The sequence below is a fragment of the Pseudomonas sp. PD9R genome (assembly GCF_019200975.1).
Lineage (GTDB): Bacteria > Pseudomonadota > Gammaproteobacteria > Pseudomonadales > Pseudomonadaceae > Aquipseudomonas.
On the sequence record NZ_JAHTMR010000003.1, the window covers coordinates 322744 to 345318 of the forward strand.

General features: G+C 57.6%; 18 protein-coding genes. 11 read left to right on the top strand and 7 right to left on the bottom strand.

The window, feature by feature from the left end; genetic code table 11:
- Positions 1-21 precede the first annotated feature (21 nt).
- Both KUF73_RS09035 and pgm read left to right on the top strand, forming a co-directional pair.
- Positions 22-1422, top strand: coding sequence for a PLP-dependent aminotransferase family protein (locus KUF73_RS09035; RefSeq protein ID WP_218437692.1), 1401 nt, complete (start codon positions 22-24; stop codon positions 1420-1422).
- Positions 1423-1533: 111 nt separating this feature from the next.
- On the top strand, positions 1534-3180 hold the full coding sequence (gene pgm, locus KUF73_RS09040) for a phosphoglucomutase (alpha-D-glucose-1,6-bisphosphate-dependent) (RefSeq protein WP_218437693.1): 1647 nt from the start codon (positions 1534-1536) through the stop codon (positions 3178-3180).
- 186 nt (positions 3181-3366) lie between these two features.
- On the opposite strand, the gene KUF73_RS09045 is transcribed toward pgm, so the two are convergent.
- Positions 3367-4062 carry a pirin family protein gene (locus tag KUF73_RS09045; RefSeq protein ID WP_218437694.1) on the bottom strand — a complete coding sequence of 232 codons (696 nt, stop codon included), beginning with the start codon at positions 4060-4062 and terminating at the stop codon, positions 3367-3369.
- 279 nt (positions 4063-4341) lie between these two features.
- On the opposite strand from KUF73_RS09045, the gene KUF73_RS09050 reads away from it, so the two are divergent.
- A complete protein-coding gene (locus KUF73_RS09050; protein ID WP_218437695.1) occupies positions 4342-6801 on the top strand; it encodes a UvrD-helicase domain-containing protein in 2460 nt (819 codons plus the stop codon).
- A gap of 134 nt (positions 6802-6935) precedes the next feature.
- On the opposite strand, the gene KUF73_RS09055 is transcribed toward KUF73_RS09050, so the two are convergent.
- Complete coding sequence (locus KUF73_RS09055) at positions 6936-7208, bottom strand: DUF1652 domain-containing protein (RefSeq protein ID WP_047538622.1); 273 nt, start codon at positions 7206-7208, stop codon at positions 6936-6938.
- A gap of 264 nt (positions 7209-7472) precedes the next feature.
- Between KUF73_RS09055 and KUF73_RS09060 the strand changes: the two genes are divergently transcribed.
- From KUF73_RS09060 to KUF73_RS09075, 4 genes are all read left to right on the top strand, one after another.
- A complete protein-coding gene (locus KUF73_RS09060) occupies positions 7473-8288 on the top strand; it encodes an AraC family transcriptional regulator (RefSeq protein ID WP_218437696.1) in 816 nt (271 codons plus the stop codon).
- A 50-nt stretch (positions 8289-8338) separates the two neighbouring features.
- Entirely contained in the window at positions 8339-9745 is a 1407-nt protein-coding gene (locus tag KUF73_RS09065) for an FAD-binding oxidoreductase (protein ID WP_218437697.1), read from the top strand.
- A 43-nt stretch (positions 9746-9788) separates the two neighbouring features.
- Positions 9789-10130: a cupin domain-containing protein gene (locus tag KUF73_RS09070; protein ID WP_218437698.1), complete on the top strand. Its 342-nt coding sequence runs from the start codon at positions 9789-9791 to the stop codon at positions 10128-10130.
- Between the two features lie 63 nt (positions 10131-10193).
- Complete coding sequence (locus KUF73_RS09075; RefSeq protein WP_218437699.1) at positions 10194-11279, top strand: polyamine ABC transporter substrate-binding protein; 1086 nt, start codon at positions 10194-10196, stop codon at positions 11277-11279.
- A 43-nt stretch (positions 11280-11322) separates the two neighbouring features.
- Here the strand turns inward: KUF73_RS09075 and KUF73_RS09080 are convergent, their stop codons facing one another.
- A complete protein-coding gene (locus tag KUF73_RS09080) occupies positions 11323-11991 on the bottom strand; it encodes a lysozyme inhibitor LprI family protein (protein ID WP_218437907.1) in 669 nt (222 codons plus the stop codon).
- Positions 11992-12130: 139 nt separating this feature from the next.
- Positions 12131-12355, bottom strand: a complete 225-nt coding sequence (locus tag KUF73_RS09085; protein ID WP_218437700.1) for a YgdI/YgdR family lipoprotein — start codon at positions 12353-12355, stop codon at positions 12131-12133.
- 195 nt (positions 12356-12550) lie between these two features.
- Between KUF73_RS09085 and KUF73_RS09090 the strand changes: the two genes are divergently transcribed.
- The 4 genes from KUF73_RS09090 (at position 12551) to KUF73_RS09105 (ending at position 19544) form a co-directional block, all read left to right on the top strand.
- The gene (locus KUF73_RS09090) at positions 12551-14218 is read left to right on the top strand and encodes a VRR-NUC domain-containing protein (RefSeq protein WP_218437701.1); all 1668 of its coding nucleotides are present in this window, start codon (positions 12551-12553) and stop codon (positions 14216-14218) included.
- Positions 14215-16494: an ATP-dependent DNA helicase gene (locus tag KUF73_RS09095; RefSeq protein WP_218437702.1), complete on the top strand. Its 2280-nt coding sequence runs from the start codon at positions 14215-14217 to the stop codon at positions 16492-16494. Before KUF73_RS09090 ends, KUF73_RS09095 begins: the two co-directional genes overlap by 4 nt.
- Positions 16495-16621: 127 nt before the next feature.
- Positions 16622-17524, top strand: a complete 903-nt coding sequence (locus tag KUF73_RS09100) for a zeta toxin family protein (RefSeq protein ID WP_218437703.1) — start codon at positions 16622-16624, stop codon at positions 17522-17524.
- 97 nt (positions 17525-17621) lie between these two features.
- Positions 17622-19544 (top strand): PAS domain-containing sensor histidine kinase, encoded by a 1923-nt coding sequence (locus tag KUF73_RS09105; protein WP_218437704.1) that lies wholly within the window; start codon positions 17622-17624, stop codon positions 19542-19544.
- Here the strand turns inward: KUF73_RS09105 and KUF73_RS09110 are convergent.
- The 3 genes from KUF73_RS09110 to KUF73_RS09120 all read right to left on the bottom strand — a co-directional run bounded on the left by KUF73_RS09110 (position 19522) and on the right by KUF73_RS09120 (position 22467).
- The gene (locus KUF73_RS09110) at positions 19522-20886 is read right to left on the bottom strand and encodes a sodium:proton antiporter (RefSeq protein ID WP_218437705.1); all 1365 of its coding nucleotides are present in this window, start codon (positions 20884-20886) and stop codon (positions 19522-19524) included. The two genes, KUF73_RS09105 and KUF73_RS09110, sit on opposite strands and share 23 nt — an antisense overlap.
- Before the next feature lie 12 nt (positions 20887-20898).
- Positions 20899-21510 (bottom strand): Yip1 family protein, encoded by a 612-nt coding sequence (locus KUF73_RS09115; protein ID WP_218437706.1) that lies wholly within the window; start codon positions 21508-21510, stop codon positions 20899-20901.
- A 99-nt stretch (positions 21511-21609) separates the two neighbouring features.
- Positions 21610-22467, bottom strand: coding sequence for an SDR family oxidoreductase (locus KUF73_RS09120; protein WP_218437707.1), 858 nt, complete (start codon positions 22465-22467; stop codon positions 21610-21612).
- Positions 22468-22575: the final 108 nt, after the last annotated feature.

The window sequence follows — 22575 nt, forward strand, 5'->3', positions numbered from 1 at the left end:
CCGCCTTTTCGGCCTATTCCCATGAAAGGACCACGTGAAACCGACTTTGCGTACCAGGCGGTGTACCGCTACCTGAACAGCCTGATCAGCGAGCACATCGGTGATACACGCGTACGCCTGCCATCGTTGCGCCAATTGGCGCAGCGCCTGAACGTTTCGATTTCGACCATTCAGTACGCTTACTCGCTGCTGGAAAAGGAAGGACGCGTGTACTCGGTGGCCAAGTCCGGTTACTACGCGTTGCCAGTGCCCGCCATCAGCTCGCTTTACAGCGGTAACGACCTGCTGGAAAGCGTCTATATCAACGCGCGACGCCCCGGCATGCTGGTCTTGAGTACCGATGAACCCGCATTGCTGCAACCACTCGACAGGCCGTTGTTGCTGCTGGAAAGAGAGCTGCTGCGCCAATATCCGCGCCAGCCACAATCGTCTCCACAACCTTGCGGTGAGCTGGAATTGCGCACGGCACTGGCCGCGCGTTACACCACTTCGCCCGTGCGCTGTTGGCACGCCGACGATGTTTATATCGGTGCCGATCTTCGCGGTGTGCTGGAGACATTGATCACCGTGTTGCGCCTCAAGGGCGCCACGGTGGTGGTCGAGTCGCCGTGCGACTGGGCGCTGTTGCGCTTGCTTCAGGAGGCAGACGTAAGGGTGATGGAATGGCCGGTCCGCAAAGAGGGTGATCTGGATCTCGAACATCTCAACGAGCTGCTTGAGGCCCAACCGGTGCAGGTGGTCATGGTTTCTTCCGGGCTGAATATGCCCCGGGGCAGCAGGGCGTCCGACGACAATCGGCAAGCCGTCGCGCAGCTATTGGAGCGGTACGATTGCCTGGTATTGGAAAACGACTGTTATGGCGAGCTGGAATTTGAATCCGAGGGTGTGCGTTTTCGCGATCTGCTGCCCCCGGAACGCTTGATGGTCTTTTCGTCGTTCGAAAAAACCATTGGCCCGGAGGCGCCTTACGGCTACCTGCTTTCACGCCACCTGAACGCTGAGTTTCAGCGACATTTTCTACTGCGCGCCTTTCGCCTTTCACCGATTCGCCAGAAAGCCATTGCCCGCTTGTACAGTAACGGACGTGTTGATCAGCATCTGCAAGTGCTGCGGCGACGGCTCAAGGACAGCAAGGTGCAAATGATCCAACTGCTGCAGGAGCGACTGGGGGATGCGTTGCAGTTTGTCGAGCCTCAAGGTGGCGCAACCATTTGGGTGCGCTCGCTGCGTCGGGTCGATGTGCGTCGGGTGTTCCAGCGCCTGCTCAAGCATCAGGTAGTGATTGCGCCGGGCGAACTGTTCAGCCTGCAGGGGTTGCACGGGCAACACCTGCGCTTGACGCACACCTTTGCTGGCGAACATGACCTCGCTGGCGCACTGGGCTTGCTGGGAGACGCCTTGCGCCTGGAAGCGATCGATTGAGCAGGGCCGCAAAACATCAGCCACACTCATGGATCGATCCCATCGCGCTATGGTCAAACTGCCAGTAAACTCCGCTCCTATCCCTGAACCACTCTATTCCAGAGGTTTTGCATGACACTCAGTCCTTTTGCGGGTAAACCGGCACCGGCAGAATTGTTGGTCGACATCCCGCGACTGGTAACGGCCTATTACACCGGCCAGCCTGATGCCGCCATTTCCACCCAGCGCGTAGCCTTTGGCACGTCCGGGCACCGAGGCAGCTCGTTCGACCTGAGTTTCAACGAATGGCACGTTCTGGCGATCAGCCAGGCGATCTGCCTGTACCGCGAAGCCCAAGGCATCGATGGCCCGTTGTTTGTCGGCATCGACACCCATGCGCTGTCCACGCCCGCCGGTGCCAGTGCACTGGAAGTGCTCGCTGCCAATGGCGTGACGGTGATGATCGCCGAAGGTGACGAATACACCCCGACCCCGGCCATTTCCCACGCGATTCTTTGCTACAACCGCGGCCGTACCTCGGGCCTGGCGGACGGCGTCGTCATCACGCCGTCCCACAACCCGCCGCAAAGCGGTGGTTACAAATACAACCCTACCAACGGTGGCCCGGCCGATACCCACATCACCAAGTGGATCGAAGCCAAGGCCAACGAACTGCTGAGCAACAAGCTGGCCGGTGTCAAACGCATCAGCTATGAACAAGCATTGAAGGCCAGCACGACCCACCGTCACGATTACCTGAATACCTATGTCGCCGATCTGATCAATGTGATTGATTTCGACGCCATTCGTGACGCCAAGCTGCGTCTGGGTGTCGATCCGCTGGGCGGAGCAGGGGTGCGCTACTGGTCGGCGATTGCCGAGCATTACAAGCTAGACCTGGACGTGGTGAACAAGCAGGTCGACTCGACCTTCCGCTTCATGACTGTGGACTGGGACGGCCAGATTCGAATGGACCCATCGTCCACCCACGCCATGCAAGGTCTGATCGGCCTGAAGGACCGATATGACGTGGCGTTCGGTTGCGACCCTGATCATGACCGCCACGGTATCGTCACCCCGTCCGGCGGCCTGCTGGCGCCGAACAACTACCTTGCGGTCTCGATCGACTATCTGTTCCAGAACCGTCCGCAATGGCGCGCTGATGCCGCCGTGGGCAAAACCGTGGTCAGCAGCGGCTTGATCGATCGCGTGGCCAAACGCCTCGGGCGTCGCCTGTACGAAGTGCCGGTCGGCTTCAAGTGGTTTGCCGACGGCTTGTTCGACGGTTCGCTGGGTTTTGGCGGGGAAGAAAGCGCTGGCGCTTCATTCCTGCGCAAGGACGGCGGTGTCTGGTGCACCGACAAGGACGGCCTGATTCCGGCCCTGTTGGCGGCCGAAATGACTGCGCGCACCGGTCGCGATCCGAGCCAGGCCTATCGGGCCCTGACCGACGAACTGGGCGAACCGTTCTCGGTGCGGGTCGACGCCAAGGCCAATCCGGAACAGAAAGCCTTGTTGAGCAAACTGTCGCCGGCACAGGTCACTTCGACCGAGTTGGCAGGGGAACCGATCCAGAGCATCCTCAGCCACGCACCAGGTAATGACCAGGCGATTGGCGGCCTGAAAGTCATGACCGAAAATGGCTGGTTTGCGGCGCGCCCGTCGGGTACCGAGGACATCTACAAGATTTATGCGGAAAGCTTTGTCAGCGACGACCACCTCAAGCAATTGGTGGCCGAGGCTCAGACGCTGGTGGATGGCGCTATTTCTGCGAAGTGATTGACGGCCTCTTCGCGGGCAAGCCTCGCTCCTGCAGTGCGTGGTGACATTCAATATCACGTTCGGCATAAAACCTGTAGGAGCGAGGCTTGCCCGCGAAGGCGGCATTGGCAACGCTGAAGAACTCGGGCCGATAAAAAAGGGCGACCACCACGGTCGCCCCTTTTTTGTCTGGCAATTACAACATCAAGCCAAGTCCACCAGAACGATTTCACTGTCTTCAATGGCCGTCACCCGCAACACCTGTTCCTGGGCAACTGCAACACCGTCACGAGCTTGTGCACGTAACCCGTTGACTTCAATCACCCCGGTGGCCGGTACCAGATAAGCACGACGACCGCTGTCCAGGTGGTACTCGGCGGTTTCGCCAGCCTTCAGATTTGCCGCTACCAATCGTGCATCGGCACGAATACGCAGGCTCTGATCGTCGCCAGCCTTACCGCTGGCCAGTGTCACAAAACCTTCGCGCTGACCTTGAGGGAATGGTTTGGCACCCCAGGACGGAGCCAGGCCGGACTCGTTCGGAATGATCCAGATCTGGAAAATCTTGGTTGGCGTGGCTTCCAGGTTGTATTCGCTGTGGGCGATCCCGGTGCCTGCGCTCATGACCTGAACATCGCCAGCCTCGGTGCGACCCTTGTTGCCCAGGTTGTCCTGGTGGGTAATTGCACCTTCACGCACGTAGGTGATGATTTCCATGTCCCGATGCGGGTGCTGCGGAAAACCGGTGCCGGGGGCGATCACGTCGTCGTTCCACACCCGCAGGTTGCCCCAGTTCATACGTTTGGGGTCGTGGTACTCGGCGAACGAAAAATGATGGTGGGCATCCAACCAGCCGTGGTGAGCGCCGCCGAGCGAGTTGAAAGGTCTGAGTTCAAGCATGATCGTCTCCTGAAAAGGTTCGTCATGGGGCGGAGTGCCTGAGCCACGAAGCGAGACCGGTGGTTGATGACGGGCATCATCCGCCAGGCAACAATCGATAAAAAGCGTAAAAAATGCCTCATAACAATCGAATTGGCTGATGTTAAATCACCTCGAAAGTTTCTCATCCAGCCTTCAGTTCATCGCATAAGCCAATGAGTCATAAGCATTTCACTAGAAGTCTGCGGTGAATAAAGACACCATAGCCCTCAACAGCCTCACACCCTGGAGTCCGTCCGCGTGCCGCAACACACCCCCGACCTTCCGCCTGAACTTCGCCCTTTGGCCGAGATGCCGCTGCTCAAGCGTCTGGCCGCCCGCTTCTTTGGTCATGGCCTGACGCGACTGCGTGCGCAGCATCGGGCGTCCTGGCTCCACGGCCAGGCCGACGGCTTCCGCAGCGGGCACATTGCCGGCGTGGATTACGGCTACAAGGAAGGCAAGCTCGAAGGGCTGGAAGAAGGCCGGCAGGTGTTGCTGATTCGCGACTCGCGCTCAACCGAACATCGTCCGCCCAATATCGACGATCATTTGTTCGATGATTGGCGCCTGCCGTTGAACGCCGAACTGAAAAAACGCATGAAGGCCGATGTTGCGCGACTGCTACCGCCGCACGCCCAGCCCAGCGCCGCCCAGTGGAAGATGATCTTCAGCGACACACCCTCGACGTCGGTGATCGCGGGTGCCGGCGCGGGCAAGTCAACGACCCTGGTGCTGCGGATAGTGCTGCTGGCGCATTATCTGGGCTTCGAGCTCAGTTCCATGACGGTGGTGACCTTCACCCGTGAGTCGCGAAAAGACTTCATCAACAAACTGATCGAACTGTTCGCGCTTTGGGGCCGAGTGATCAGCCTCAAGGAAGCGCGTGACCTGGTGCGCACTTTCCATTCGCGCATTCTGCCCATGGTGCGCAGCCTGCCGGGTTTCGAACGCTTACAAGCCTTTGAAAACCTCAGTCTGCGTGCGCAAAACGGCGATGAAGAGGCCGACAGCAATCCGTTCGACCTGCGTATCAATGATGCCCAACGCCAGCAGCTCAACGCCTGCTATCACGCCTTGCACACTCGCGATGAGCGTTTTCGCGAGCTGATCAAACCCTTGTCCCGCCATGCCTTGCAGCTTAAGGAGCTGGAGCGCGACCACCCGGACGTACAGAAGCGCATGGCCGTGACCGAGCTGGCCGCCAAGCGGGATGAAGAGTTGTGCGACGTCGTGGAAGACCTGTGGTTTCGAGCAGGCGCCTGGCCGATCAAAGGCATTGAGCCGAACAGGCAGGCTTTCGAAATCAACGGTTCGACCTTTCATAGCCACGGCTATATTCCGTCACTGGATGCCTGGGTTGTGCTGGGTTTCGATCCTCGGGAAAACCCGCAGGTCACCCGTCCAAACGCCAAGTTGACGGTGCGCGCAGAGTGGGCTGTAAAACGCACCCTGTTTCAAGCTTTCTGTCGTAAGCCTCTGATATGGCTAGATAATTACGAATCATCAAAACGTGTTCTCGCTTCGCTGGCCGGCGATGCCAGCGCCGGGCCTGGGTTTGATTACAAGGTCAAGGGTGAACTCGCCTCCGCGCCATTGCTGGATTGTTTTGTTGCCGCGGCCGGGTTTATCGAGAACCTTGGCCTGGACGTGCCGAATGCCGTAGGCCAGATGAATTTTGCCAAGGATGACCCGGACCGGTTTTTCTTCGAGGCATTGAGTCTGTACTGGCGAGCACTGGAAGATCATCTGCTTGATCAAAAACCACCGATCATGACCTATAACCGAATGTTCGCCCTATTCAGCGAGCATTCCCCGGAAAACCTCAAACTGCTGAGCGATGAGTTGCTACGGCCGATGTCGCACTTGATGATCGACGAGTTCCAGGATGTTTCTCCGCAGATTGTTTCGTGGATCCGCGCCAGCCTGGTCGAGATCCGCAGTCGTGGCCCGGCCATGCACGTTGGGCGAGGCGCCCAGCGCTCGTCATTGCTCTGTGTCGGAGATGACTGGCAGTCGATTTACGGTTGGCGCGGCAGTTCACCGAGCTATTTCATGGAGTTCAACAAGGAGTTTTCGTCGCCGAGCACCACCAAAGTCATGCTCAGCGACAACTACCGTAGCCACCAACACATCATCGACGCCGCCGAACACATCGTGCGTGCCGCGCCTGCGATCCCGGGCAAGAAGGCCAAGGCCAGTGGTGAAGCGAAGGCGATGTGGCCGGTCAATGTGCTGGATCGAGATGACCAGGGCATGGCCCAGCGCTTGATCGAACACTACCGCAAGGGCGATTCAATCTTGATGCTTTATCGAAAAAGCAGCGATAAGTTATTGATTGAAGAGCATATTCAGTCAGTAGTTAATGTTGATTCTAGCTTGCCGTATGAGTCCAGAAAGCTGAAACAACTGACTTATCACAGTGCGAAAGGCCTGCAGGCGGACGCGGTATTTCTACTCGGGGATTGCCAGCATCTGACCAGCTCACCGTACAAGAATCAGGTTTATCGCCTGGCAGGTCTGGGTAAGGCTGGCGACAGCGAACCCTACGACAATGCGCAGAAGGACGAAATTTTGCGACTGGCGTATGTAGGTATCACCCGGGCTGTGAGTCATTGTTACTGGTATGTCGATGGGCAGGATGCACAAGCGGTGAATATGCCCAAGGCTTCGGACCGGATCGGCAAGGGCAAGGCGTTTTTTGCCGATCATCGTGCCTGAATCTGAAAAGATCGCAGGCTGCGGCAGCTCCTACATGAATGCGTACCCTGTAGGAGCTGCAGAAGGCTGCGATCTTTTTATCTTGCGGCCAACAAAAAGCCCACCTAAGTGGGCTTTTTCAATTCTCTCGTCCTTCAGGCATAACTCCTGAGGGCCACCGGGGGAATGAATGTTTCAAGCTCATCCTCCACGGCTTCGATTATTCGCTCTACATCCGCCGCATTCATGACTGTCGCACAAGGAATACCGGCAATGGCGATCATGGTCTCGCCAGTGGCTCGATCAAACAGACGGGCGATCATGCTGCCCGGGGCATCCATGCTCGCCTCAAAACCCATGGGATGAAAATGCCAGCGCATCAGCTGACAGGCATTTGGAAACGTGACCTTACTGAACCCTTTATTCATATGTTGCCCGCCTTCTTCATCGAGCGCTTCCGTTAGCTCATGGTAGGAGGGAAGAACCTTCATTGGTTCAACCGGTGACAGACTTTAAAAGTAGCATCCAGATGTGAAAACCATGTGGATTTTTTCAGTCCGTTTGGCGATTGCTTTCGGTTTTATTGATCCAGCGCACGTCGCGGCTTACTTTCCGATAGAAGGCCGTCAATGCGTGGTCATTGAAGCGGCGGCAGAACTTGGGCAAGCTCGGGTTTTTTCGTCGAGACCTCTATGCACGCCGATGATGATGGCCCGCAACAAACCCAGGCCACGGGCGAGACGGTCATGCGCTATCACTTGCGCTGGAAACACCAGGACCTTGACGGGGTCATGGCGCTGTATCACCCGGATATTCAGTACAGCGACTTCTTCCAGAACCGCGTGATGGGCCTGGACGAGTTGCGCGAATACGTGCGCAGCAGCATGCCTCGGGATCCGGACGAAGCGCTGGAGCATTCGGACCGCATTCGCCTGGACGGCAACACTGCGTTCATTCAGTACCGCATCACGTTGCGCGGCGGTGAAGGGCTGGTGTCATTCCGCGCCAGCGAGGCAATCACCGTGCGGGACGGTCTGATCTGGCGGGTCAACGAATACGCTTCGCTAGTGCACGAGCAGCCAACCAGCAAAGCGGCCGGCCAACAGCGCCCGGCAGTCAGTCGACTGGGGCTGTCACCGCGCCAGTTGAGTTTCATGGCCGACGATCTTCAACAGTACTTCCAGCGCCAGCAACCCTATCTAGACCCTGAACTCGACCTGCAACGGGTGGCGAAGGAGTGCGGTTACAGCCGCAATCAGATTTCCTATCTGCTCAATCAGGTGTTGGGCCAGAGCTTCTATCGCTACGTCAACCAGGCACGCCTGCAACACCTGCTTAGCGCACTGGATAGCACCACGCCCCCGGTGCGCATCGACGAACTGGCCTTTGCCGCCGGTTTCAATTCGTTGTCAGCGTTCTACAGCTGTTTCCGCCAGCACACCGGCCAGTCGCCCAAGGCCTACGTCAAACAAATTTCTTTGCGTGCACGCGCGCAAGACAGCCTCTGAGCCCACGCACTAGGATCAACGCCATCGAAGTTTGAGTGGCGGAGTCTTGCATGCCAGCGTGGCGCACTATCAGTTTGTGGATGGACCAACTCGACGAGCCGTTACGCGCTCGTCCGGCGCTGGAACAGGATCTGGATATCGATGTGGCGATCATCGGCGCCGGGTACACCGGCCTGTGGACCGCGTACTACCTGAAACGTCAGGCCCCCGAGCTGAACATCGCCATCATTGAGGCGCAGACCGCCGGTTTTGGTGCCTCGGGGCGCAATGGCGGCTGGTTGATGGGCAATTTATTGGGCGAAGACCGGCTACTTGCCGATTTGTCACCCGAGCAGCGTCGAGCGTCTTACGACCTGCTGCACAGCATCCCCGACGAAGTGGAAGTTGTCCTCGAACGTGAAGGCATCGACTGCGATTATCGTAAAGGTGGCGTGCTGTACTGCGCCGCTCGTTACCCGGAGCAGGAGGCCAGTCTTCGACAGTATCTGGACTCGCTCTACAGCCAGGGCCTCAACGAAAACGATTACCGCTGGCTCAGCCCGGAGCAATTGGCGCAACAAATCCGCATCGCCAAACCTTATGGCGGTATTTACGCACCGCACGTGGCGACCCTGCACCCGGCCAAACTGGTGCGTGGTCTGGCGCGTACGGTTGAGCGCATGGGCGTCAGGATCTACGAAAACAGCCCTGTCACCCAATGGCAGTCGGGCAGCCTGCGCACGGCGAAAGCTTCGGTTCGCAGTCGATGGGTGGTGCCGGCGGTAGAGGGCTACGCGGGCACGCTGCCGCCGTTGGGGCGGTATCAGCTACCAGTGCAAAGTTTGATTGTCGCCACTGAACCGCTGTCTGCTGCCACTTGGGACGAGATTGGCCTGAGTCGCGGCCAGGCGTTTGGTGAAAGCAGTCGTCAGGTCACGTACGGCCAGCGCACCGCCGATAACCGATTGATCTTCGGTGCCCGGGGCGGCTACCAGTTTGCCGGCAAGCTGCGCCATCACTTCGACCTGACCACCAGCGAAGTGGAGCTGCGACGTTATTTGTTCGGTGAACTGTTCCCGCAACTCAAGAACGTGCAGATCACTCACGGATGGGGCGGCAACCTCGGCATGTCCCGGCGTTTCAAACCGCACATGCTGTGCGATCAGGCCAGCGGCATTGCCTTGTCCGGTGGTTACGGCGGGGAGGGTGTCGGGGCCAGCAATCTGGGCGGGCGAACCCTCGCCGACTTGATCCTGCAGCGCGATACCGAACTGGTTCATCAGCCGTGGGTCATTCCCCAGCGCGGGCTCGACGCGCTCAGGGCCTGGGAACCGGAACCCTGCCGCTGGCTCGGTTACAACGCGATCATTCGCAGCTTCGTCCACGAAGACCAGACCCTCGCCAACCCGGCCACCGCGCCCTGGCGGCGCAAGCTCGCCAGTGGGGTCGCGGGGTTCATGGAAGGTTTCATGCAGTAACCCGCGCATTCTCTATCTATAGGCTTCATCGACAGGTACTCCCATGAGCATCACGCAATTCAAGAACACCGCAACCTTGAAACTGGAAGAGTCGAACCCGGTCGCCGTGCCATTGGGCAAACCGGTGGCGGTGGCTTCGACCACCAGCGTCGAACGCGACGATGGCGTTGAAACCGGCGTCTGGGAATGCACCCCCGGCCGTTGGCGTCGGCAGATCGTCGCCCAGGAATTCTGTCACTTCATCCAAGGTCGCTGCACCTTCACACCCGACGACGGTGAAACCCTGCACATAGAAGCCGGCGATGCGCTGATGTTGCCAGCCAACAGCCTCGGTATCTGGGATATCCAGGAAACCGTGCGCAAGACCTACGTTTTGATTTCTTGAAATTAGAAAGCTGATCCCTTTGATTGCCTGCCAAAACAACAACACCTATTCAGGAATCGACTCATGATCCGAAAGACACTGACTCTGGCACCGCTGATGCTCGTCGCTTCAATCAGTCAGGCGGCCGACACCGTCAAAATCTACAACTGGTCGGATTACATCGCGCCGGATACCACCAAGAACTTCCAGAAAGAAAGCGGCATCGCTTTCACCTATGACGTCTACGACAGCAACGAAACCCTCGATGGCAAGCTGATGACCGGTAAATCCGGCTACGACGTGGTGTTTCCGTCGAACCATTTCATGGCGCGGCAGATTGAGGGCGGGGCGCTGAAGAAGCTCGACAAGACTCAGTTGCCAAACTGGAAGAACCTCAACCCGGTGTTGCTCAAGGCCTTGCAGACCAACGATCCGGGCAACGAACACGGCTTCCCGTACCTGTGGGGCAGCACCGGCATCGGCTACAACATCGCCAAAGTCAAAGCGGTGCTGGGCGACAACGCGCCCGTGGATTCCTGGGACCTGATCTTCAAGCCCGAAAACATGAAAAAGCTGCAGAAGTGCGGCGTGGCCATCCTCGACAACGGCCCGGAACTGCTGCCAGCCGCCCTGAATTACCTGGGACTGCCGCCTCACAGTAAAAATCCGGAAGACTACAAAAAGGCTGAAGCACTGTTGCTGAAAGTCCGGCCATATGTCAGCTACTTCCATTCATCGAAGTACACCAGCGACCTGGCTAACGGCGATATTTGCGTGGCGGTCGGTTTCTCCGGCGACATCCTTCAGGCGGAAAACCGTGCCAAGGAAGCCAAGAATGGCATCGACATCGGCTACTCGATTCCCAAGGAAGGCGCGGCGATCTGGTTTGACATGGTGGCCATGCCGGTCGACGCTCCGGACGAAAAAGCCGGTTATGCCTTCATGAATTACTTGCTGGCCCCTGAAGTCATGGCCAGCATCAGCAATTACGTGCATTACGCCAATGGCAACGAGCAGGCGGACAGCCTGATTGACCCGGCCATCAAGAACGACACCAAGGTCTATCCGAGCCCGGAAATGATGGGGAAACTGTTCGCGCTGGAAGCAATGCCGCTGAATATCGACCGGATTCGTACCCGGCTATGGAACAAGATTCGCACCGGTAGCTAAAGGGGGCGAGGGGGCTAACGGGACAGGACGTCCCGTTGCGTGCTCAACTGGCGGGCTCGGTCGTGCAACTCATTTCCGCTGAGCCCGGTATCTGGATAACGGCGTCGTTGCCGTTTTGCCGGAAGCTGTAGCTGCCCTTGTAATCCTTGCCTCTATATAAGGTTTCATAACTGCTCGGGACCTGATTAAGGAGGGCGGAAGTGTTTGCCCATTTCAGGTACACCACGCTCGGCTCGACCGTAAAGAAGCTGGCGGCAATCAGTCCGTTAAACCCCGCACAACGAAAAGCCACGGGGCCTTCGGTGAGTCTGCTTGGGTCCTTGGTCCTGGCAATCATTGAGCCCTGACGTAGTAAATGCGCGCGCTCGGCATAGCTGCGAACCGTGCATGCCTTGGGGTCTGATCCAGAGGCACACTGATTACGGGCGTCAATCCAGAATTGCTGATCGATTTCGACTTTGTTTCGAGGCGGGACTGAATGATCGTCCGTGAGCACCAGCAGATAAAGGCGTTCCAGTTCGATATCCATCTGCGCCAGTTGCGGGTCATGACAGATCAGCTTTTCGATGGACGCCTTGGCCTGGGCGCAATCGAAGCTGGTTTTGAAGAGGGGCGCAGCCTTTACAGCCTTTGCAGCACTTGCACCAATGCTCGTTGCCGCGCAGGCGCTGGCGACGAGAATGGAGGCCAAAAGGGGTGGGAGCATTTTCATTTCGGCTTCACCTGGATCATGACGTGATGCCTGCGCAATCAATCATTCGCATAGGGTGTATCGCAGTGTAAGGCAGTGCTTGAAACCTGCCACACCGTAGGGAAAAAAGGAGGCTTATCAGTCAACGATAACGCGCTATTCAATCTTCGCGACGAATTGTCGCCACATCGTTGGCATTGACTTTGACCTTGGCGCCGGAAATATCCTCGAATTCGAAGAAGCCGTCCTTGGTCTTGGTTTTCGGCATGTCCTTGGTTAAATACTGGGTGCCATTATGGAGGGTCACGACTGTCGGCGTCGAGCAACCAGCCAGTGCCATAAAAGCTACTACCGCTAGGGGCAGCCCCAGAGTCTTGATGTTCATAACCACCTCTCATACCTCAAAAAAAACCGCGCCCGCGTTGCAAATAACTGCACGTCTTACGCGGTTGGTGCCGCGCAACGGCAGAAAGTTCGATGCTGGCCGAAATTTACCCGCGCGTGCCTCCGCTTATCTTTTTCCATTTGCACTGGGCAGGGCGTTGCTGGTATCTGTACGCATAACCAGTACTCGTTCGCCATGGCCTTTCTTCCTGTGACTGCAAACCCGCTAGACGATCCGTTCTATTACCTGAACAACTTCATGCAAGTGCTTGAATGGCTTGAGCATCGTTACGCCGATGTACTGAGCCTTGAAGAACAGGACTTTATTCGCGACTTCAATCGCTTGCCGCGTGAGTCCAAGGCGCTGCTGGTCAGAATGGTCATGCGCAAGGGTATTCACTTCCGGGCCGGCAAACTGCATTACACCGAGATCGGCGACATCGCCTGCGCCGCCGCCCCCTTGCTGGAGTTAGGGTGGATTGATGAGCAATTGCCTTTGTCGGTCGAGGCGCTCTTTGATGTATTGCTCAAGGCCGAAATCCTGCACTGCCTTGGCAGTGCCATCGATCAGCCAAAGGGTAAGAAGACGGATTGGCTACCGGCATTGAGCGAGCGATTTCCTGAAACGCAAAGCTTCAGCGACTGGTGCCCGACATTGGACGATCGCTTGTTCAGCCTTACCATCATGGGCCTGTGCGACCGCCTGCGCTTGATGTTTTTCGGCAATCTCTATCAGGATTGGTCGGAGTTTGTGCTAGCCGATCTCGGCATATTTACCTACGAAAAAGTCGAATTTTGTGCCGAATCCCGGGGGTTGCGCAGCCGCGAAGACGTGGACGCCTGTATTTATCTTTACCAGTGCCAGCAACAGTTCGAAAGCGGTGAGGAACTGGCGGGCATTGTCGAGCGAATCAATGAACTGCCATTGAGTAATCCCTGGCTGCAAGGACGGCGGGACAAATTGCTGTTCCAGATCGCCCAGCATTGCGAACGCATCTCGGATTTCTCCACGGCGCTGGCCCTGTACCGCATCTGTGCGTATCCCGGCGCGCGGCTGAGGCTGATCCGCGTGCTCGAACGTTGCGGCGAATATGAATTGGCCCTGGACTTGGCTGCCCATGCCGGGCAATCACCGGAAAGCGCCGCCGAACACCAGCAATTGCTTCGTGTATTGCCCCGTTTGCGCCGAAAATTGGGTGGCCCTGCCATGAAACGCCCACCCCCTCGGGAAATGCAGCGCCTGGACCTGCAACTGCCTAGAACCGACCCTGTGTTGTCCGTGGAGTATTACGTTCAGGCGCACTTGTCGGAAGAGTTGGCGCCCGTGCATTACGTCGAAAACAGCCTGATCAACTCGCTGTTCGGCCTGCTGTGCTGGCCGGCGATCTTCGCGCCGTTGCCGGGGGCATTTTTCCACCCGTTCCAGCGCGGCCCGGTGGATCTGCTGAGCGAGGATTTCCAGGGTCGTCGCGCAGACTTGTTCCAGGCTTGCCTCGCGCAGTTGGACGATGGGCGTTACCTGCAAACCATCCGTGAACGCTATGTCGACAAATGGGGCGTGCAGTCGCCGTTCGTGTTTTGGGGCGCGCTCAGCGAAGAATTGCTGGAGCAGGCTCTCGACTGCTTGCCGGCCGAACACCTCAAGCATTGGTTTACCCGCCTGTTGCTGGACATCAAGGCCAATCGTGCCGGCATGCCGGACCTGATCCAGTTCTGGCCACAGCAAAAAACCTACCGGATGATCGAAGTCAAAGGTCCGGGTGATCGCCTGCAGGATAACCAGTTGCGCTGGCTGGAGTTTTGCCATGAACACCAGATGCCGATTGCCGTGTGTTACGTGCAATGGGCGGAGCAAACCGCTTGAGCTACAGCATCGCCGTGCGGGCGCTGTGTGAATTCACCGCCAAGGTCGGTGACCTCGACTTGCGCTTCACTCCGTCGCCGACCGCGCTGGAGGGCATTGTCGGGCATCGCACGGTGGCATCCCGGCGTAGCGAGGGCTACCAGAGCGAAGTCGCGCTCGAAGGCCTCTATCAAAGCCTGAAGGTAAAGGGCAGGGCGGATGGCTACGATCCCGCGCAAAACTGTCTGGAAGAAGTCAAAACCTACCGTGGCGATTTGAGCAAGCAACCCGCGAACCATCGACAGTTGCATTGGGCTCAAGCGAAAATCTACGGTTGGTTGATGTGTCAGAAACTGGAACTTGCGCAGATCAATCTGGCGTTGGTGTATTTCGACATCGTCAGCGAAAAGGAAACCTGCCTGGTTGAGGCCTTCAGCGCCGCGCAATTGAAGCCGTTCTTCGAAGAGCATTGCGCGCGATTTCTGCACTGGGCCGAGCAGGAAATGGCCCATCGCCAAGCGCGTAATCAAGCGGCGCAGCAGTTGGCGTTTCCCCATGCCGACTTTCGCCCGGGGCAGCGTCATCTGGCCGAGTCTGTGTTCAAGGCCGTGGCTACCGGCCGTTGCATGATGGCGCAGGCGCCGACGGGGATTGGCAAAACCGTCGGCACGCTGTTCCCGATGCTCAAGGCGCTGGCGCCGCAGCAGTTGGACAAGGTGTTCTTCCTCACCGCGAAAACCCCGGGACGCAAACTCGCCCTGGACGCCGCACAGGTGATCCTTGAGAGCGCCGCTGCACCGCCGTTGCGGATTCTGGAGATGATCGCCAGGGACAAGGCCTGCGAGCATCCGGACAAGGCGTGTCACGGCGAATCCTGCCCGTTGGCCCAGGGTTTCTATGACCGATTGCCAGCGGCACGCCAGGCCGCCAGTGAACTGAACCTGCTGGATCAGAGCGCAGTGCGCCAAGTGGCGCTGGAACACGCGATATGCCCGTATTACCTGAGTCAGGAGATGGCCCGCTGGGCTGACGTAGTGGTTGCCGACTACAACTACTATTTCGACTTCAGCGCCTTGCTGTTCGGCTTGGCCCAGGCCAATAACTGGAAAGTCGCGGTGTTGGTTGACGAAGCCCACAATCTGGTGGAACGAGGCCGTCAGATGTACAGCGCCACCCTCGATCAAGGCACCTTCAACGGCGTACGAAAAGCCGCCCCGGAAGCGTTGAAAAAGCCTTTGCAACGGGTCAATCGTGAGTGGAATGCCCTGCATAACCTGCAATTGGGTGCATACCAGGCGTATGACAAGGCCCCGGAAAAACTGCTCCAGGCGTTGTCATCCTGCAGCGCCAGCATCGGTGATTACCTGAACGATCATCCGCAAGGCCTGGACAGCGCGTTGCAGGGTTTCTATTTCGACATGCTGCAGTTCTGCCGGGTGGCCGAGCTCTTCGACGAGCAGTTTCTGTTCGACATCAGCAAACGCGACCTTGAACGCAAGCAAAACCTCTCGCAGTTGTGCCTGCGCAACGTCGTGCCTGCCGGTTTTATCGGTCCACGCCTGACGGCTGCGCGCAGCACCGTACTGTTTTCAGCGACCCTCAGCCCTCGCCACTACTACGCCGACTTGCTGGGTACGCCAGCCAATACGGTCTGCATCGACGTTGAATCGCCCTTTCATGCCGACCAGCTGCAAGTGCACATCGTCAACCAGATCTCCACCCGGTTCGTCCACCGCCAGGCATCCCTCGGGCCCATTGTCGAGCTGATCGCCAACCAGTTCAGTCAGCGTCCGGGCAACTACCTGGCCTTTTTTAGCAGTTTCGATTATCTGCAGCAAGTGGCGCAGTTGCTGGCCGAGCGGCACCCGCAGATCATTCTGTGGACCCAGTCGCGAGGCATGGCCGAAGCGCAGCGCCAGCAGTTTCTCGACCAATTTGCCGAAGGCGGACAAGGTGTCGGTTTTGCAGTGCTGGGCGGTGCGTTTGGCGAAGGCATCGATTTGCCAGGTGCGCGGTTGATTGGCGCGTTCATCGCCACCCTCGGGCTGGCACAACTCAATCCGGTCAACGAACAGTTAAAGCGGCGTATGGCCGCAATTTTCGGCGCGGGTTACGACTACACCTATCTGTTTCCCGGTGTGCAAAAGGTGGTGCAGGCTGCCGGTCGGGTGATTCGCACCCAACAGGACCAAGGGGTGGTGATGCTGATTGATGACCGGTTTGGCGAGAGCAAGGTCAAGCAACTGTTGCCGCGCTGGTGGTCAATTGCACCTGCGTTTTTTCGTTCTGGTGAGTAGGATTTATTACCTTAAAAAACATAGACATACCTTGATGCAAACGCCTGTTTGATCAATCGGCTAAAGCACACTTTATTCAAAGGGCAGGTTCGCATTTGCAGTCGCTTCTTTGATAAGGAAATCAGCTATGTCAGACATCACCGAATACGTTTATACCCCGCAGGACATCACCAAGGCGTTCGATGAAATCGCCATTAGCCTGTTCAGCAATATTAAAGTCGAGTCGACGCCGAAGTTGTTGGTGACGGCGGGGGTGGAGGGTTCAGGCAAGACTTACTTGCTGGAAAAGAGCCTTCTGCCGTCGGGTCGTTACGCCAATTACGTTCGACTGTACCTGCCCGAATACCGTGAAAAACATCCGCAGTACGCTGACATGATCAAACTCGGTGTTTTGCATGCCTACAAGCATACAGAGGCGTTTGTCCGTGAGCTCTGCGGGAAAATCTTTGCCAATGCGGTTGTACGCAAATGCAACATCATCATGGAGTGCGCATTCGACGATATCGGTTTTGCCGGCCTTGCGAAGTTCGCTCCGGGTTACCAACTGGAAGCCCATATCGTCGGCTGTAGCCATGCGTTCGCTCACTTGTCCAGCATCAAACGGGCCTTGAGCAGTCTGGAAAAGCAGGAGCTTGAAAGGTTCGTCAGCTATTCGGCGCTTGAGTCGAGCATCAGTAATGCACCAGCCGTGCTTGTTGCGTTCGAGACCATCGCGAAGACCATGAGCGGCTCACAGGTCTTTTTGTACGAGCGTGGGCTGGGTACGTTGAGCGAGCGAGTGTTACGGGCACATAGCCTCTACACCCTGGGTGTCGATGGCGAGCTGACAGTCACCTCAACGCTGGAGCCCTATGCCTACAGTGCTTACGACACCATTCTCACCCGGTATGTCTACTCGATGCCGGAGCGCGACGAGATGGTCAAGGCATGCCACCTGGCGCTGATCAAAACTGAAAGATTTGCCAAACAGGTCCCGGACTTTGTCTACAACGACCTGTACGGCTATATCATCAAGTACGTTTACCGCTGACACGAAGTCGAGCAAAGAGCTGTAGCTTGAGGTTCTTCGGCTTTCCAAATCAGCGGTTTGTCGCATACTCCACAGAAACAATGATGCCGAGGAATCAATGAGCGAAGATCGAAGCAAAGCCAATACCGTCGAGGACAAGCGTTTTCGCCTGTTGATCGATGCGGTGATTGACTATGCGATCTACATGATTGATCCCGACGGCATCATCACCAGTTGGAACACCGGCGCCCGGCGTTTCAAGGGGTATGAGGAGGCCGAGATACTCGGTGAGCATTTTTCGCGTTTCTACACCGACGAAGATCGCCGTGACGGTATGCCCCAACGGGCACTGGATACAGCGATTCGCGAAGGGCGATTCGAGGGGGAAGGCTGGCGCGTGCGCAAGGACGGCACGCATTTCTGGTCGCATGTAGTGATCGATCCGATTCACGATTCGGCGGGCAAGTTACTTGGGTTTGCCAAGATCACCCGTGATCTGACTGACCGGAAAATGGCCGAGGAAGTCCTCAAGCAAAGTGAGCAGCAATTTCGCTTGCTGGTGCAAAGCGTCACCGACTACGCGATTTACATGCTCTCCCCGGATGGGCGTGTCACCAACTGGAATATTGGCGCGCAGCGTATAAAAGGCTATTTGCCTGAAGAAGTCATCGGCCAGCATTTTTCGATGTTTTATACCGCTGAAGATAGGGATGCCGGCGAGCCGCAACGAACGTTGAGTGTGGCGACACGTGAGGGCCGATTCGAAAACAAGGGCTGGCGGATGCGCAAGGACGGTACGCGATTCCTCGCCCATGTCGTGGTGGACCCGATCTGGGGTGACACCGGGATCTTGCTCGGTTTCGCCAAGATCACCCGTGATATCACCGAAGCAACGCAAGCCCAGCAGGCGCTCGAGCAAACTCGCGAAGCGCTGTTCCAGGCGCAGAAAATGCAAGCCATCGGACAGCTCAGCGGGGGGATTGCCCACGATTTCAACAATTTGCTGACGGTTATCCTGGGCAATCTGGAGATTGTCCGCAAACGCATGGCCGATGACCCGAAAGTCGTCCGTTTGCTGGACAACGCCACCCAGGGCGCCATGCGCGGTGTCTCACTGACCCAGCGCATGCTGGCCTTTGCCCGACGTCAGGAACTCAAGTCCGAACCTGTCGAGATTCCGACATTGGTACAGGGAATTTCTGGATTGTTGCGCAGTTCGCTTGGGCCTTCAGTGGTGCTGGAAACCCGTTTTCCACCCCAGCTGGAGCCGGTGATGGCCGACGTCAATCAACTTGAGTTGGCTGTGTTGAACCTGGCAACCAACGCCCGTGATGCCATGCCCCATGGTGGAAGAATCGTCGTCAGCGCTCGAACGGAGGAAATCGCCAAGGGGGGCCGGCCTTCCATGGCTGCAGGTCGCTACGTATGCCTGAGCGTCACCGATACCGGGGAAGGCATGGATGAGGCCACACTGGCGTCAGCGATGGACCCGTTTTTCACCACTAAAGGGATTGGTAAAGGCACTGGCCTGGGGCTGTCGATGGTCCATGGGTTTATCGAGCAACTGGGCGGAAGATTTTTACTCAAGAGCCAGAAGGACAAAGGCACCATTGCAGAACTGTGGTTGCCCGTGGCCACGACAGGCTCGGTCGCTGCGCCTGTGGTCGATGAACCCGCCGCGCCGGAAGTCCCACGCTTGTGTGTCCTGGTGGTGGATGATGACAGCCTGGTGCTGACCAGCACCTGCCTGTTACTAGAAGACTTGGGCCATAGGGTGATCACGGCGACGTCCGGAGTCCAGGCGCTGGAACTGTTTGAGGGGCAGCAGGGCATTGACCTGGTCATCACCGACATGGCCATGCCCCAAATGAACGGTGCGCAACTGGCAGACGCTATCCGCACGCTCGACCCGAACGTGCCGATTGTCCTCGCCACGGGCTATGCCGAACGCCTCGAAGGCTTTGCGGCGGGATTGCCAAGGCTGTCGAAACCGTTTACCCAGCTCAATCTGGTGGAGATCATTGCTTCTGCAATGAAGTGAGTTGCCGGTTGTGTTGCTCATAACGGGCCAGCATCGGCTGGGTACTGATGCCGTGCAGCAGAATACTGAGCGCTACGACTGACAATGTGAGATCAGTGCACATAGTCGCTACCGACGCGCCGATGTCATGGTTCAAGGCGTAGAACAGGTAATAAAAACTACCGATGCCGCGAATCCCGAACCAGCCGATCAACAGCCGTTGCGGGCCGTTGAGCAGACTGCCCCACGGCATAAGCCCGACACAGAGAGGGCGAATGACGCAGAACAAGACCAACGCCACCACCAGCGCACGCCAGTCCCAGTGGCCGACCAACACCACCCCGAGCAAGGTCACCAGAAACACCTCCATGGCTCGCTCGACAAGACTGCCAAAGGACAGCATGTCGCCCATCATGATCCCCGCCGCGACTTGTGTGTCCTCCAGATTTTCCACATCGCCATGTACAGCAGCTTCCGGTTCGACATTCTGGTGACCGACCACCGGTTGCACCAAATGCTCTGCCGGAGTTTGCGAATCTCCGGTTGATTTGACTTCGGCACGGCGCAATCCAAGAGCCGCGGCAAATACTGAGAGAAAACCATAGCCATGAACCGATTCCGCCGCGACATAAGCCAGCGCAATCAAGGCGAAGGTCAGGTAATCATTGGGGGAGAGTGTGCTGTCGGCATTGCGGATACGCATCGACAAGGTCAAACGGCCAATCCCACGACCCATGCCATAGCCAATCAACAAACCTGCTGGCACTGCCCACAACAGACGCTTGAGCGCCCAGTCGTCGAGCCAGGCGCTGGATGAACCATCGCCTTGCTGCAGAAACAGCAAACCGAGGATGACAAATGGAAACGCGATGCCGTCATTCAGACCGGCTTCACCGGAGAGCCCGAAACGAACCGGGTCGGCATCCTTGGCGTCGTTGACTTGCACCAGTGACGCCAACACCGGATCAGTAGGCGCCAGGATTGCGCCGATCAGCAGCGACGGCGCCCACGCCAGTCCGAAAGCAAAATGCAGCAACAGGCATACGCCGGTGATGGTCAACAGCATCACCGGACCTGCCAAGCCGAATGCGACGCGCCACTTGCGATCCTTGAGTGGCAGCCGCAACTTGAGCCCACAGACAAACAACGAAAAAAGCACCGCGACTTCCGTCAGGTGCTCCATCCAGCCCGCTGCATCCTTTAGATCCAGCCTGAGCCAACCCAGGCCCGCCGGACCAATGGCCACCCCGAGCATCAAGCAAACGGCCGAGGTCGTCACCGGCATCCAGCGCAAATACGACGATGTGAGTGCCAGCGCCAGCAATACGGCACCCAGCACCGCCACCCAGATAGTGAAGCTCATGGCCTCGGGTCATCAACCGACAGTGGCGCGCAAGTATTCCGGCGTTAGCACGTTGAACCAGATCAGGATCATCCCCACAAGGATGCTGACCAGCACCAACAATCCGACACCCCACAGGCAGATGGAATTGAGCATGCCTTGTTCCTTGCGCTCGTGCATGAACGTTGGCAGACCTACGAATAGCAGAAAGGTCGAGTAGACCGACGCGGCTCCCAGCACCAGGATCGCCAGCCAGCGGCTTGGGTACAAACCAGCGATACCCGCCAGGAAAAACGGTGTGACGGTATAGGCTGCGAACCCGATGCACTGATTGACGGTGGGCCGGGCGTCAAAGGTGCGCGACATCCAGCGGATGAACAACCCCATCAGCGCTACGCCGACGAGCGTGCTCACATACAGCAACGCACACAATTGCAAGGCGCTGCGGCTACTGAGGCGCACGATTTCGTTTTCCGCCAGGCTCCAGCCAACGTAAGTGGTGCCGATGTACAGGCACACGGGGGGGATCAAGGCGAGCAGAATCAAATGGGCGAGGTAGTGACGTGGATGCGCTTCCTCTTCCTTGCGGATATCCGTCCACGCGAAGTTCGGTTGAGTGAACAGCTTGACGATAGGTGCGGACATGACGACCTCCAGATATCAAAAGGCCCGCCTGGGGAGGGCCTATGAAGGGTTGAGCGCTGGATTTGCCGGCGGGTTCCATTTTTCAGCAACTTTCAGACGTCAGAGGATCGGCTTGCCGCCAGTCACCCCATACCGCTGACCAGTGATGTAGCTGGCCTCATCCGAAGCGAGCAACACGTAGATCGGCGCGACTTCCACCGGCTGTCCCGGACGTCCGAGCGGGGTGTTGGCGCCGAAGTTCTGCACCGTTTCTTCAGACATGGTCGAGACGATCAGCGGCGTCCAGATAGGGCCAGGAGCCACACAGTTGACCCGAATCTGCTTCGGCCCAAGCAGTTGGCCAAGGCCGGCGGTGAAGTTGGCAATCGCGCCTTTAGTGGTGGCATAGGCGAGAAGGGTGGCATTGGGGAAATCCGAGTTGACCGAACTGGTGTTGATGATCGAACTGCCGGGTTTCATATGTTTCAGTGCAGCCTGACAAATCCTGAAGATGGCGGTGATGTTGACGTCGAAGGTCATGACCCATTCTTCGTCAGAAATGTCTTCGAGGTTGTCGTGGGTCATCTGAAACGCGGCGTTGTTGACCAATACATCGATGCGACCGAAGCGCTCGACGGTTTTCTCCACCAGCGCCTGGCAATGCACTTTGTGCGCGAGGTCGCCCGGCAGCAACAAGCATTGGCGCCCGGCCTGTTCAACCCAGCGCGCTGTTTCTTGTGCATCTTCCTGTTCATCAAGGTAGGCGATGGCCACATCGGCGCCTTCACGGGCGAAGGCGATTGCGACTGCACGGCCGATCCCGCTGTCGCCCCCGGTGATCAGGGCGATTTTGCCTGCAAGTCGACCTGAACCCTTGTAGCTCTGTTCGCCACAATCGGGATAGGGCTCCATTTTTCGCTGGGAGCCGGGGACGGGTTGGTGTTGTTTGGGGAAAGGAGGTTTTGGATAGTGGGCCATCATCTATCTCCGGTCTCAAGAAGGAGTCAAAGGGTTGACCCTGGTGTTTTGTCTTGAGTTCGGTTGGATTTCAGTAATCTCAACAGCACACAAATCCCCTGTAGGAGC